The organism is Streptomyces sp. NC-S4 (assembly GCF_054353315.1).
Map to the genome: position 1 here is coordinate 71169 of NZ_CM135937.1, position 12943 is coordinate 84111.

Here is a 12943-nt window from a genome sequence, read left to right on the forward strand (position 1 = left end):
TCGGTGCGGGGCCCTGCTGCGCTACCTGCGAGATGCCTACGGACGGAACCCCCTGGACATCGACCGCAGTCGGGTCGGGGTCCAGGGGCGAGGTACTCGGCGACGGCCCTCTCATCACCAACGTGGTCGGTCCGCCGGTTCGGCGCGGTAGCCATCACCGCAGGTCAGACGGATCTTCGAGGTAGCCCAATCACGCTGGATGACTTGCCCGGTTTTCCATAGGAGCGGCGCTAGAACTTCAAGTACGAGACGAGGGACGTCCTGTGACTGAACAGATTGCGCGACCGCATCCGGGTAGCAACGCTGAGCGTCTTGCTCAAGATCGCGAGCTGTGCGAGCGGTTGCAGCTCGACGGCTTCCGGGGGCCGCGATTCGACGCGCTGGTGGAGGACCTGTGGCTCTACGGGTGGCGTGTGCTGCGCAGTTGGATGCAGTGGGGAGAGATCATCGCGCGCTGCGGTGAGAACGACATCCAAGTCCCTGCCTGGTACACCGAGGTGGACATGATGACCCGGCTTGCGGAACTTCGTGACGAGCGCGCCGCGGACTCCGTCGCGACGGCGGTGGCGCACTTCACGGAAACGATCCTGCCCAGGGGGTTCTGGGACCCGAACAGGGGTGCCTCGATGCGCACCTACTTCTTGCGGTCCTGTCTGTGCTCCTTCCGAAATGTGTGCAAGCGGTGGGCGACCCGGAGGCGGCGCCAGCTGGGCGCGCTTGCCGACTGGTCCTCGTTCGGGGACCGTCCGAGCGCTGAGCGGGGCGCCGAACACCGCGTGGTGCTTCGCGCTGAGCTCCAGGAGGCTCTCGCGGATGCCTCGTGGCAAGCGCGGGCCATCTGCGCCTTGATCTACCAGACGGGAAGCAGAGCACCGCGGGCAGGGTCGGACGGGCCGCTCCCGGCCCCTGTGGCGCTGCCGACCGCGGGCAGACCGCCGCCATCCGCGTACGTCATGACGAGGATGTAGTACGACCACCAACGGCCGCTGTCACCCCACCCGTTCAACGTCAGCGTCACCCTCACTCGAAGAGCGCGAAGAAGCCGCCGTATGCCATTGATAGTTTGTGGCCCGTGAGATAGCAAATTACGGCTGCATCCTGGAACCCTGGCGGGCACTTGACCGCCCCGATCCCGTCTGTAGTCAGGACTCCATTGAGATTCGGGCCGGCCGTGTACAAGATCGGGCCAAACGGAGTGAATAGATTGTCGTCGGGATGGGGAATTGAATTCGCAACAATTGCGAGGGGCGTGAATTCGAGGTTGAAGCAGTATGCTCCGTAATTGATCGGATCCCCGTTGCGGGTACACCTTGCCATGCCCACCACGCCTTTGGAGGAGACAAGATTACCTCCGTTGTCCACCCGAGCGAAGCCGCGCGCCATGAGAATATCCTTTGCGTCGTGTGTCACGTCCGATGAGATTGGTTGAGTTGCCGCGATTTTGCGTGAGGAGGCCTCAGATCATGGCGGCAGTCCGCAGAATCTCTAAGCCGCTCACTCAGCCGGTGATAGATCCCCTGAGCTGTCTATTTCAATCTTCGGCGCTACTCATATAGTGGAATCTTGGAGGGTCTGCCTCATCGCGCCCGCTGGGAAACCTTGCTTCACTAACTCCTGGCCCCCAGTGTTGCATCTAATGAAATTCACCCCGTTTTTTCGGTGCGGGGGATTGTTCGACTCGCAGGTGCAAGTCCGGGCGGGCCAGCGCGCTTCGTTACGGGGAGGCGGTCAGGGTAAGTCGTGTCTCTTCGGCAGGCCACTGAGGATATCCGCGTGCTGGGTTACTGGCCTCGACAGGCCTGGGGGGCGCAGGCACCCACCGCCTCCGACTGGATGATCCGAGAGGAGAATAGAAGTCGTTCTGCGACGTCCGTGCCTGCCCCGCATTGCAGATAGTCTGGGCCTTCCCCGCCCTCGAGGTAGTCGTTCCCTCCTCCGCCACTGAGCAAGTGCCCGGCCGGATTCCTGTCCCCCAATCCAGTGTCCCAGCTCTCCGCCTAGACGACCATTCGGCTATCGGTGCACCGTCATCGATCGGGGGTGCTCTCTTCTACTGCCGATTTGAACAATCGGTCGGCGAGCGCGGCGAAGCCGGTGCTGAGCTGTTTGTCGGCGACTCCATGCGCGTATGCCTGGAATGCCAGGGCCGCTTGGGCCTGGACAGCTGCCACCAAGGTGTCGTGATCGATGGGGTCGAAGCGGCCGAGAGGCGGTGAGGGCCAGTGGCGTGGCCAGGGGAGCCGGCCGTTGACAGGGGTGCACCAGTCGTCCCCGACCTCCTGCAGCACTTCTTGTGCGTTCTGGCCTGCTGCTTGGACCGCGATCGCCGTGGTCGCCACGGAGTTTGCGGTGCTGTGGATCGCCAGCCGCAGCAGATCGCGCGGTGGGAGCGGCTGGGGATTGAGCCTCGTCTCTGGGCCAGAGTCTCCGGAACGAACCACTTGAGCGGCGAGCACCGGTTGGTGTGGGTGCAGGATCTCCCACAGCCGAGGATCGAGGTGAGCAATCAGTTCGATGATTCGGGCGGCCTGCGATGCGGACACGGCTGTCACGTTCTCCTTTGATGGAAAAGCAAAACTAAGCACGAGCGTATGGAATCGGTGCGCACCGATCACGCATTGCGGCCAACGAGGGCGCGCCGGAGTCCTTCCTCAGCCACTTAGACGTCATCTCATTTGGTGTATTGGGTAGGCTGTCGGTCGTGGTGGGGTTTGTTGAGCGGCTGGTGCCGGAGGCGCCGTCGCGGCCTCAAGGTGGTGGTCGGCGTCGGCATGGCGACCGGGAGGTTCTGGCGGCGATCGTGTTCGTGGCTACCTCGGGCTGTACCTGGCAGCAGCTGCCTGCGGCGTCGTTCGGGCCGTCGGGAGCGACAGCTCACCGGCGGTTCTCCGAGTGGACGAAGGCCAGGGTGTGGGCCAAGCTCCACCGCCTGGTGCTCGACGGGCTCGGCGCCCGGGGCGAGCTGGACTGGCCTCGCCGTCCAGGGCCATCAGCGTGCGCCGGGTGGTGGAGTCCGAGGCCGGCGGCCCGAACAGGCGCCGGTGGTGAGCCTGGAGTTGTTCGGCTTCGGCCAGATTCGCGGCCCCGAGCACGATCCCGACGGCGAGCTGGACCACGGCATGAGCCCGTTCGCGCCAGGCGTGCCCGCCTCCGGCAGGAAGCACAGCGGCCAGCCCCTCGATCAGCCCGACCCGGTCGGCGACCTTCCTCAGCAGCACGGCCCCCGCATGCCCGACCAGTCCCCAACCGTCCCCCGCGACCACCAGTCCGCGGTCCCACTCTGTACGCTCACGCACCAGAAAGGTGTCCTGATTCTTGCACCCGATGCTTCCTCGGCAGTCGCGTCCTGCCAGGTCAGGGCACCTTTTCTGCTACCGGTCCGTCAAGCCGCCCAATTCAGCTGAATATCCAGGGTTGACAGGCCCGGCATCTGTCCAGCAGCGGTACCCCGCTGCGGGGCTCCCCGTTCAGACTCGCTCCAGTGGCAGGAGAACTTCCTGCCCCGATCGGCACCGTCCCCGGCGAGTCCCCCGGCGCTGCTGGGGCCTCTTGCCGTTTGGCCGTGCGCTGGCGTGAAACGGTCTTGTGCCGCCGCTCACGCCTGGCTGGATCCGCTGGGAGATACGCGACGACATCCACGAAGCCTTCCTCATCCTCGGGTGCGCACTCATCTACTGACGACGACGCTTGAACTCATTCCGATAGGAGTTCTAAGCCTGCACCGCAAGTCCCGCAACCGTGCGGCGCGCTAACGATCACCGCAGGGCTGGCCAGCAGCATTCGCTGACCAGCCCGCCGCCGCAAGTCCATTCTGCCCTACACCCTTTTTTCGTGCACATAACTTCCATTCGGGGCGATATGACCTATGGTTGCCGTGCCATCATAGTAGGCATAAAAGAGTACGTGAGACAGCGTGGGGATGATATGTGTCCACCCGGCATCCAAATCGAAATACTGAAGAGGCAAGTCGCCTATTTTTAGGGCAATATCCCACGGGATGAATCTCGTGGTGGCGGCGCCGCCAGTGTGTATGTCGTAGAAGAGAAGGTGACCTTGAGCGACCGCGACGGCCGTAAAGTCGGACGTGCATGAGCCGAGCCCCATTCGGCTCAGGTATCGATACGGTTGCATCTCGTAGAGCCCGAGCGTAGCTTCCTCCCGATATTCACAATCGTAAGCTACAAAAACGTCGCGCCCCGATGCGAGCTGCGGCCAAACGTCGAAGTCACCCGCCCACGAAGCGGCCGACTTCATTACCGCATGGTCCGGAAGTATGTATCCGTATATATAGCTACTGTGTCCGCTGTGAAGGAAGACGGCATTCCCGTCAGAGACCCCCATGACCCACCCTGCCCCTAGATTGGGGATGGGGTTACCGCCTTGCCAATCACCAAACAATCCGAGCACGCCAGTCCAGGCTGCGCCCGACTCCGAGTCATACAGGAGAAGGCGTCGATTGCACCACAGGATTTGGTCCCAGATGTTCGAGAATTGGATATCCTCTCGCTTCACGAGGTGTCCGTCATTGTTTGATATTTGAGCGGTGATTGCCTTTCCAGTGCCCTGATTACAGAACAGTAGAAGTTCGTTTTCTGCTATGGAGAATGGGGTGATGATGTCCCAATCGGTTTCAAGTGCCACGACGTTCCTTCATTCCGTAGGATCCGCACACCCATCGGCGACTGTGTGAAAGGAATTATCACTGCGACACCCACGGCAGGGGAGCTCGCCTCTCATTGGATTTCAATTGAGGCCGCCAAGATCATCAATCGTTGACATGACGAGCATCCAGGAGCAGGCAGCGAAGGTAGGCCGCCTCCGATTTTTGGCCCCGTTATGTCGATTACATCACCTTCTCGGCAAGCTCGCGCGTTGGTGTAGCGTTCAATTGATATTGGTTAAACAACTTCCTGTCGTGCCGCCCCGGTGTGGTGGATGCGATCTTTGGTTTCGGGGCAGTGGCGGCGTGAGAGATAGCGGACCTTGGTGCGCTGCTGCTTCGGTGGTGCTTTCGGGTGTGGGGTCAATGTCGTGGACTTGAGAGATCTGCGTGGGGTCGCTGCCCTGCGGTTTATCGCACGTGGGTGACGCCGTCTAAGTTTCGTGAATGCTGATCACGGGCCGGAGACGGGTTGGCGTGACCGTGGAGTGGCTTAGGTACTGTCCGGCGATTCACGAGCGTGGCCACATAAGCACCGTGGCCACGGTCACGGTGTGGTGAAAGATATACGCGCGCTCTCATTGCGGTCACAATTGCGGAGGCAAATCGCCAAGCTCGTACCGCGTTCGGCCATCAACCTCGATTCGTCAGCCTTGACGGGGCTTTCTGCGAGGTGATCGGTTCACCCTGGTTTGTCCTCGTGGAGAGGTCAGCGTGCGTCGCGTGTCGCTGCGGCTGCGCCGGGTTCCACGGGCCCGGGTGGTGCTGCTGTCCTCCATTCTGGTCTTCGTCGGGGTGGGGGCCGGCCGTCAGGTGACGGCCGGGAGCCTGGAGATCCGGCTCCAGGCGGTGGTGAACGCGCTGGCCCAGGGCCAGGTGGCCTCGATCCTGAGCCATCGGCTATGGACCACAGCACCGCGGGATGGTTCACCTGCACCGATCCTGTTTCATGAGGCGTTGCAACCGCAGTATGGCGGCGGACCTGGGCCGCTGTCCGGCTCGGTCGGGGACCGCCACGGGGGCCGGGCTACACACGAGCGGGGGCCGGAGCCACTGGAATTGGCTCCGGCCCCCGCTCCGGGGTTGGACGGTCAGTCGGCGTGCTGCTCACACGGCATGAGCAGGGCGAAGGTCGTCTCGTGGGCCCACGCCGGAGCGGCCGCCGTTCGATCCGCCGAGTAGCCCGCTACGGGTCCTACTGCTCGGCCTGGGTGGACCGCTTGGCGTGGTCGTCCTTGATTCGCTGCCATTTGTTGAAGTACGCCGTGACCGACTGCCCCATCTTCACCAAAGGCCGCAGGGCGGCTGAGGCGGCGGTCTGGAGGTCGTACGCGTCGGAGAGCGGACCAGCACTCAGCTGGTATTCCTGGACTGCTGGCCAGTCTTCGACGAGGTAGTGGACCCGCCATCCCTCTCCATCAGGTTCGAAGGACTCCGACTTGGTGCCGGTGCGCGGTGGCGAGCAGGTCGCCAATCGCATTGAGCAGCTCCGGCGGGTACGTGTTCGGCTCGGGCGATATTCCATCGGTCATCGTGGTGCTCCCCTGCTCGACGGGTGCGGTGGTGGGCGGGGTTTGGGACAGATCTACCGCCCGGCGTCGGCGAGTGTTCCAGGTGCCGTTCCGGCGCGGACCCGATACCGACAAAGAGCCCTGCCACCGGGGACCGCAGCTGCGCGATCCCGGCGGGCGACGGGCAGCTTGAGCTCGAAGAAGCCCTCGCGACCATGCGATGCGCCAATCAGGGCGTGCGGGTCTCTGCTCCCGACACGAACCACTGCACAAGGGCAGCGGCAAGGTGTACTCCTGCTCTGGCGGCTTCCAGGATCTCAGCCACGGTCGCGCTCTGGGCTCCATGCCGGGGGCCGAGGGCGGGCACAAGGCCGCCGTCCAGGCGCTCCTCGCACGGCAGGCCGCTCTGGAGGTACCCGTCGCCCAGTTCGTGCACCGGGACGCCGTACGGCGTCGTCTGCCCCGTCGCCGGCCGGCTGTCTGCGTTGAAGAGCCGTCTCGCCCCTCTCCTGATCTGCGTCGCCTCTGAAGGAGAGCGCCGTCGCATTGCCGGGATGGCGGTACCGGGGCAGCGGATTGAAGTGTTGACCTGACCCAGAACGGGCTGCGCAGCGGCAGGCGGTTCAGCCGGCGATGCGCCGGACGACGAGGATCCCGCCCATGTCCGACTGCTTGGTCACTTCGACGACGCGGCCCGGCTTCGGCGCGTGCACCACGTAGCCGTACCCGATGGCCATGGACACGTACTCGGGCGCGAACGCGCTGCCGCGGGAGAGGGAGGCCGCCTCCGACCCGGGTCTGTGCCGGGCCACGGCATCGCAGGAGCTGCGGCTCGGAGGGGAGCTGACCCCTTACGTCATCATCCGCCTCGACCGGCGACGCCCGATTCTTAGCGGAGATCCAGGGTGTCGTGAGCATCATCGCTGACACCACCTCGGCCGGTTACACCATCCCCTGGGACGGCGTCCTGGACGCCGTCACCGAGGGTTCCATCATCGCCTTCTACACCCACACTGCCGACGACGGCAGCGCGCCGGCGTCCTCGCAGGAAGCCATCGTCCGGTACTCCCGCCAGCAACCCGGTGGCGGCGTCTGCGATCCGGACGACTGAGCGCTGTGGGGGCAGGGCCTCGGGCCGGGGGTACCGGCCGCCGTGTCACGGGGACGGCGGCGTCCAGGCCGGGTCGCGGCCGCTCAGGCCGACGGCCCGGTCCAGCAACGGAGCCCCGTCCGGTACCGGCACGACGGCCTCGAAGAGGCCCCCGCCGCCTCCCTTCTCCTGCGCGGCCACCAGCAGGAGCGCGTGCGAGGCGGCCAGCGCGTCCCGGTCGGGTACGTACTCCTGGCCGGTGGCCCGGGCCAGGTCCCATCCGTGAATCACCAGTTCGTCCGCGGCCACCACACCGGCGACGGAACCGGGCAGGTCCACGCCGCCCGCGCGGGTCGTACCGGTCCAGGCGACCGGGTCCCGCCAGGCCTCGGCCAGCTCACCGAGGACCCCGGGCAGGTCCTCGCGCCAGCGCACGGACAGAACAGGGGCGGCCGTCCCGGGCGGCGTGTCGGTCGTCGCGCCCAGATCCTTGCGGGCGGCGTCACGGAAGGCCGTACAAAGGCCGGCCAAGTGGCCCAGCAGGCCGCCGACCGTATACCCGGGGCAGGGCGTCGGACCGGCCAGCCGTGCATCGGGAACCGCGGCCGCCAGACGGGCCACGACCCGGGCCTGCGGCCACAGGTCGAGGATCCTCGTACCGGTCATCCGCCACTCCTCCCGCACAGGTGGACCTGCAGCGTAGACCGGCAGCCGGCTCCCACCCGGCACGACGCGACCAGACCCCGTGTGGAGGGACGCCGCACCGGACGCGGCGTGCCCGGCTCGACGGGTCCGCGACCACGGCGGAGGATGAGGGACTGTGATGACAGTCCTCGTGGCCGGCGTGGCCGAAGGCACGGAGCTGGAACTGCTGCGCTCCCGGATCCAGCGCAACCCCCACTTCCGGGTCATCTCCCACGCACCCACGCCCGACATCGCCCTCGCACACGCCCGCGCACTGCTCCCCGACATCACCGTCCTCACGCTCTCCGGCAGTCTCCGGGACGACCCGGCCGCACTCGGCGTGTTCCAGGGCGTACGCGCCCTGGACCCACCCGGCGGAGTGGTCCTGCGCACGAGAGCGGAAACGACCCCCGGCGACCTCGGCGTCGCCACCACCGACGGAGCCGTCCACCTCGTACGCGCAGGCGACGAAGACGCATTGATGCGGGCCCTCCGCACGATCGGCCTGCGCCGCGCGACCTGCGACCCCGACGAAATGCCCTGACCCGCCCCCCCCTCTGCACACGCAGGACAACTCCCGCTACGCCCGACGGGCGCGCCGGCCCGGTGCGCACCCGCGGCGGTCCCCGGTCAGTGCGGGGTGGGCCAGCTCCGCAGGAGTTTGCGGGCGGCTCCGCTGTTGCCCAGCTGGTGCACGGCGACGGCGGCCGGGCGGACGGTGAAGGCGTCGAACGGCTCGGCCTCGATGGCCTCGAGGTCGTCGAGGGTGGCGAAGCCGACGGTGATGTGAGCGGTGTACCGGTCGGGGCCGATCTGCGCGGGGACGTAGCCGTCGACCCAGTCGAGGGTGCTGCGGCTGATGTCCTCGCCGGGGTCGGTGACGAACGCGGCGGCCGTGCCGCCGGACCCGGTGAACGGGGAGATCGCGGCCAGCAGCGCGGCCTGGAAGTCGAGGACCTGCCGGCCGGGTCGCAGGAGGATGACCGCGAGGCCTTGGCCGGGCACGCCCCAGTCGGCGTGGCCAATGGCGACGGCCCGGTAGGAGAGAGCCCTCGTGTCGGTTTCGGCCAGGGTCCGGTGGACCGCGTTGTACACGTCCTCCAGCTCGGCCGTGCGGACGTAGCGCTGCAGGGTGGTGATGTGCGGCCGGTGCGAGGCCTCCAGGGCGAAACCGTCCGGCACGCTCCCACGCATCCGGGTGTTCCAGGCACCGGCGCGGTCCACGGCCGTCTCGTCCGGTTCGACGAGCACGTCGACAGCGGTCAGGTCGCTCAAGGTGTCCTCCCGGTCAGAACAGGGTCGCCCAGTCGTCCTTCATGCTCACGACGGTCCAGCCGAGCTGCTCGGCCGTGGCGAGCGAGGCGTCGGCGCCCTTGGTGTAGGCGTACTCGCGCCGGTCGTCGTCATGGCGTACCAGCAGGGCGAACGCGGCGCTGCGGAGCATCTCGATGTCGACGTCGGCGTTGCCGCCCGCGAAGGCGGGCAGCCGGCCGGTGTGGGCGAAGATGTGCTCGGGCTTGCCCGGCCCCAGGTCCAGGCCGCCCAGGAGCTCGTGGGAGCGGACGAGCCTGCCGTCGGTGTAGGCGTAGGCGGCCGCCGAGCCGATGACGTTCTCCTTCGGGATCCCCCAGACGTCCTCGGCGAACACCCGCATGAAGTCGCGGCCACCACCCGAACACACGAACACCCGGAACCCGTGGGCCCGCAGAAGATCGAACAGCTCCAGCATCGGCCGGTACACCAGCTCCACGTAAGGAACACCGAACCGCTCGTCACGCACCGAACGGGTCCACTCCCGCACTCGCGCGTCGAACCCCCCGGGCGTCGTGCCGGCCCACGACCGCGCGAACGCCTCCAGCAGGGATCCGACCGTCTCGGGGTCCTGCGTGGCCAGGCCCTCGAAGAACCCCTGGTCGTGCTCCACGAGCGCCTTGTACGGCTGGCGTGCGGCGAGCGAGGGGTCCGCCTTCACCTCCGCCTCCCAGGCGCGGAACACGAAATCGAACTGCGGCGGCAGCGGCTGCTCCACCCACAACGTGCCGTCGTTGTCGAACGTCGCGATCCGGTCGGCCGGATCGACGAACGCCGCGCCCGGCGTCGTCGCTCGTTGGACGTAGTCCAGCACCGCCTGCCTGGCGGGGCCCTCGTTCCAGCTCGCCAGCACCTGCTCGGTCACGGGCCACTCCTCGGCTCGGCGTCCACAAGGCCATGGTCACCCTGGACGGCGGCGGGCGCTGCCCGGACCTGACCGAAGCTGCACGGACCGGCCCCGGACCTGCCCCGGACACCGCCCCGGAGCTGCCCGGACCTGCCCCGGACACCGCCCCGGAGCTGCCCGGACCTGCCCCGGACACCGCCCCGGAGCTGCCCGGACCTGCCCCGGACAGCGCCCCGGCACCGGATGGACGACGGATCGGGTGAGGCCCCGCCCGCAGCCGCGCCCGCGGGGTGCAGGACTGCGCGCCGGCCGGGGGCGTACAACCCTGGCGGTAGCCGGGAATCAACTCCCGGCGGGCCGACAGGGGCGGCGGCCGGCCGCTACGTTGTCGCCCGTTCCGCAGCATCCGTGACGGAGGAGCGCCGTATGACCCGTTTGGCCGACGACCCCCGCAGGCGCGTGGTGTGGGCGATATCCCTGGTCCTGATCGCCGTCACCGCGCTCCTGGGCGGAGCCCCTGGCACGGCCGGGGCCGCCGGAGCCGCCGGGACGTCCGGCACGGCGGGGGCGCCGCCCGTCCCGGTGCTGTCCTGGGGGCCCTGCGACGGGGCGGCGGACGGCTTCGAGTGCGCGACCGCCCGGGCGCCGGTGGACTACCGCCGGCCCGCCGGGCCCACGCTCGCACTCGCGGTCACCCGCCGGGCGGCGGCCGACCCGGCGCGCCGCACCGGTGTCCTGGTGCTGCATCCCGGCGGGCCCGGCAACTCCGGCGTGAACTTCGCCCGCAGCAGTTACGAGGCGCTGCCCGCCTCGCTGCGCGACGCCTTCGACGTCGTCGGGTACGACATGCGGGGGGTGGCGCGCAGCGGGCAGGTGGAGTGCTGGAACGACGAGGAGTACGCCGCCGCGGTCGACGGTGCGCGCGGTGCTCCCGGACCGGGGGCGCTGAAGGAGGCCGTGCGCCAGGGCGCCGACTTCGCCGCCGCCTGCCGGGAACGCTCCGGGGAGCTGGCGCCGTTCATCGGCACCGCCTCGAACGCCGGGGACCTCGACCTGCTGAGGCAGGCCCTGGGCGAGGAGACGCTGTCCTTCTACGGCCGTTCCTTCGGCAGCTACGTCGGCACGGTCTACGCGGCGCGGTTCCCGACGCGGGTACGTGCCATGGTCCTGGACGGGGCCTACGATCCGCGCCTCTACGCGGATGTGCCGTACGCGTACGACGCCGCGCAGTTCACCGTCCTGGACGCGGCCGTCGGCCGGTTCCTGGACTGGTGCGGGCGCAATGCAGCGGCCTGCGGATTCGGTGAGGGCCGGCCGCGGCAGGCGTTCGAACAGCTGAAGCGGGATCTGGACGCGGACCCGGTGATCACCGCGAGCGGGCGCTCGGCCACCGGCTACACCCTGGCCTACCGTCTGATGTTCAACATCAACGCGGGCAAGGAGATCTGGCCCTATCTGGGGCAGGCGCTGCGGCAGGCCCAGACGCGGCAGGCCTCGTTCCTGCTGTCTCCGCCCTCGCCCGCGTCGTTCGACTTCCTCAGCGCCAACCTGGCGGTCGAGTGCGCCGACCGCCTCTACCCGCGCAGCCGGCCGCTCCTGGGCGCGCTGGTCGCCGCCGAGGCCGCGTCCGCGCCGCTGCTGGGACCCCCGATCGGTCTGGGACCGCCGACCTACGACCACAACCACGCCCCGGCCTGCGCCCAGTGGCCGGTGGAGCGCCCGAGCCGGTTCGAGGGCTCCTACCGGGCGGCGGGCTCCGCCCCGATCCTGGTACTCGGCACGACCGGGGACCCCGACACCCCGTACCAGGACGCCGTGACCCTGGCCAGGACACTGGACGGCGGACGGCTGCTTACCTTCGACGCCGAGGGACACACCGCCTACCACCGCAGCGCGTGCGTCAGCGCCCTGGTCGACGGCTACCTCGCCACTCTGGCGCTGCCCGCGCGGGGCACCGTCTGCGCGGACGAGGCTCCCCCGGAACCGATCGGCCGCCGCACCGCGGTCGGCGAGGTCGACGAGACGCGCGACGTGATCCCGGCCCTGCGCTGAGACGGACACACCCCGGACACACCGGCATACGTGCTCGGGCCGCAGCGGGCCGCAACGCCGCTGCGGCCCGCGCTCCGCACCACCGAGGGCTCCGACCGGCACCGCTGAACATGCGGGCCCTGGGAAGAGGGACCTGACGGGTCCGAATCCTGTGGACCGGGGCGAGTGCGGCTCGGAGATCCTTTTGGTCACGGAGCGGCCCGGTGCTGCCTCGGCACGGGCGTCGGCTCGGGCCGCGGTGCCCGCTTCAACGCCCTCGCCGAGGCGCTTTCGTCGCGGAGTCAGCTGGGGCTGACGATCAGCCCCACCGTCGCCAGCACACCTGCCGCGAAGGCCAGGAGCACGGTGCGGTGCGCCGCCCGCAGATAGCCCTTGCGCCGACCGCGTTCCTGGCGAACCGTCGACATCGTCCCCATGTGCAGACGCCTCATGTCATGGGGGGCGTGAACCAGCGGGTACGTGTGTCCGACAACGTGCGCGGCACCGAAGTTCACCCCCTGGTTGTGGCGGACGGTCGCGCCGCCGGGAGACTGGAACTCGTACACGGCGTTCGCGTAACCGCGCGTACCGAACGGCTCCAAGCCCACGAGGCGCGCCTGCGCCTCGATGCCGGATTCGCTCAGCTCGGTCATCTTCTTCAGCTCTCCGCGCTCACCGGACATGTGCAACAGACCGAAGATGAAGACCGGCACGGACGCGATGATGAAACAAACGAGCACTGCAGTCACCAAGTTCACAGCTGGACCGTACGGCAGCAAAGCCCCGCCCGAAACCCCCGCAAACTCTTC

General features: G+C 68.1%; 15 protein-coding genes and 1 pseudogene. 6 read left to right on the top strand and 10 right to left on the bottom strand.

The annotated features are described in order from the left end of the window. The first annotated feature begins 263 nt into the window (after window positions 1–263). A complete protein-coding gene (locus ACXNSR_RS00405; RefSeq protein WP_458640106.1) occupies window positions 264–968 on the top strand; it encodes a hypothetical protein in 705 nt (234 codons plus the stop codon). A 52-nt stretch (window positions 969–1020) separates the two neighbouring features. On the opposite strand, the gene ACXNSR_RS00410 is transcribed toward ACXNSR_RS00405, so the two are convergent. The 3 genes from ACXNSR_RS00410 to ACXNSR_RS00420 form a co-directional block, all read right to left on the bottom strand. Further along, entirely contained in the window at window positions 1021–1410 is a 390-nt protein-coding gene (locus ACXNSR_RS00410) for a hypothetical protein (RefSeq protein WP_458640107.1), read from the bottom strand. Window positions 1411–1781: 371 nt separating this feature from the next. Beyond that, complete coding sequence (locus ACXNSR_RS00415) at window positions 1782–1976, bottom strand: hypothetical protein (RefSeq protein ID WP_458640108.1); 195 nt, start codon at window positions 1974–1976, stop codon at window positions 1782–1784. 51 nt (window positions 1977–2027) lie between these two features. Further along, on the bottom strand, window positions 2028–2543 hold the full coding sequence (locus ACXNSR_RS00420; RefSeq protein ID WP_458640109.1) for a hypothetical protein: 516 nt from the start codon (window positions 2541–2543) through the stop codon (window positions 2028–2030). Window positions 2544–2668: 125 nt separating this feature from the next. Between ACXNSR_RS00420 and ACXNSR_RS00425 the strand changes: the two are divergent. Both ACXNSR_RS00425 and ACXNSR_RS00430 read left to right on the top strand, forming a co-directional pair. Continuing rightward, window positions 2669–2977: pseudogene (locus ACXNSR_RS00425) on the top strand (transposase); the annotation flags it as partial. Between the two features lie 67 nt (window positions 2978–3044). Next, window positions 3045–3404 (top strand): hypothetical protein, encoded by a 360-nt coding sequence (locus ACXNSR_RS00430; RefSeq protein ID WP_458640110.1) that lies wholly within the window; start codon window positions 3045–3047, stop codon window positions 3402–3404. Window positions 3405–3816: 412 nt separating this feature from the next. Here the strand turns inward: ACXNSR_RS00430 and ACXNSR_RS00435 are convergent, their stop codons facing one another. From ACXNSR_RS00435 to ACXNSR_RS00445, 3 genes are all read right to left on the bottom strand, one after another. Further along, a complete protein-coding gene (locus tag ACXNSR_RS00435; RefSeq protein WP_458640111.1) occupies window positions 3817–4641 on the bottom strand; it encodes a hypothetical protein in 825 nt (274 codons plus the stop codon). Window positions 4642–5855: 1214 nt separating this feature from the next. Further along, window positions 5856–6140 carry a hypothetical protein gene (locus tag ACXNSR_RS00440; protein ID WP_458640112.1) on the bottom strand — a complete coding sequence of 95 codons (285 nt, stop codon included), beginning with the start codon at window positions 6138–6140 and terminating at the stop codon, window positions 5856–5858. Between the two features lie 654 nt (window positions 6141–6794). Continuing rightward, window positions 6795–6983: a hypothetical protein gene (locus ACXNSR_RS00445; RefSeq protein WP_458640113.1), complete on the bottom strand. Its 189-nt coding sequence runs from the start codon at window positions 6981–6983 to the stop codon at window positions 6795–6797. Between the two features lie 98 nt (window positions 6984–7081). Between ACXNSR_RS00445 and ACXNSR_RS00450 the strand changes: the two genes are divergently transcribed. Further along, window positions 7082–7282: a hypothetical protein gene (locus tag ACXNSR_RS00450; RefSeq protein WP_458640114.1), complete on the top strand. Its 201-nt coding sequence runs from the start codon at window positions 7082–7084 to the stop codon at window positions 7280–7282. A 45-nt stretch (window positions 7283–7327) separates the two neighbouring features. Here ACXNSR_RS00450 and ACXNSR_RS00455 read toward each other — a convergent pair whose 3' ends face one another. Next, window positions 7328–7927 (bottom strand): TIGR03086 family metal-binding protein, encoded by a 600-nt coding sequence (locus ACXNSR_RS00455; RefSeq protein WP_458640115.1) that lies wholly within the window; start codon window positions 7925–7927, stop codon window positions 7328–7330. A gap of 157 nt (window positions 7928–8084) precedes the next feature. Between ACXNSR_RS00455 and ACXNSR_RS00460 the strand changes: the two genes are divergently transcribed. Then, a complete protein-coding gene (locus ACXNSR_RS00460; protein WP_458640116.1) occupies window positions 8085–8489 on the top strand; it encodes a hypothetical protein in 405 nt (134 codons plus the stop codon). A gap of 86 nt (window positions 8490–8575) precedes the next feature. Here the strand turns inward: ACXNSR_RS00460 and ACXNSR_RS00465 are convergent, their stop codons facing one another. Next, complete coding sequence (locus ACXNSR_RS00465) at window positions 8576–9220, bottom strand: hypothetical protein (RefSeq protein WP_458640117.1); 645 nt, start codon at window positions 9218–9220, stop codon at window positions 8576–8578. A gap of 13 nt (window positions 9221–9233) precedes the next feature. Next, entirely contained in the window at window positions 9234–10121 is an 888-nt protein-coding gene (locus tag ACXNSR_RS00470) for an HAD family hydrolase (protein ID WP_458640118.1), read from the bottom strand. Between the two features lie 408 nt (window positions 10122–10529). Here ACXNSR_RS00470 and ACXNSR_RS00475 point away from each other — a divergent pair, with 408 nt between their 5' ends. After that, window positions 10530–12155: an alpha/beta hydrolase gene (locus ACXNSR_RS00475; protein WP_458640119.1), complete on the top strand. Its 1626-nt coding sequence runs from the start codon at window positions 10530–10532 to the stop codon at window positions 12153–12155. A gap of 281 nt (window positions 12156–12436) precedes the next feature. Here ACXNSR_RS00475 and ACXNSR_RS00480 read toward each other — a convergent pair whose 3' ends face one another. Next, window positions 12437–12892 (bottom strand): hypothetical protein, encoded by a 456-nt coding sequence (locus ACXNSR_RS00480; RefSeq protein ID WP_458640120.1) that lies wholly within the window; start codon window positions 12890–12892, stop codon window positions 12437–12439. Window positions 12893–12943 lie beyond the last annotated feature (51 nt).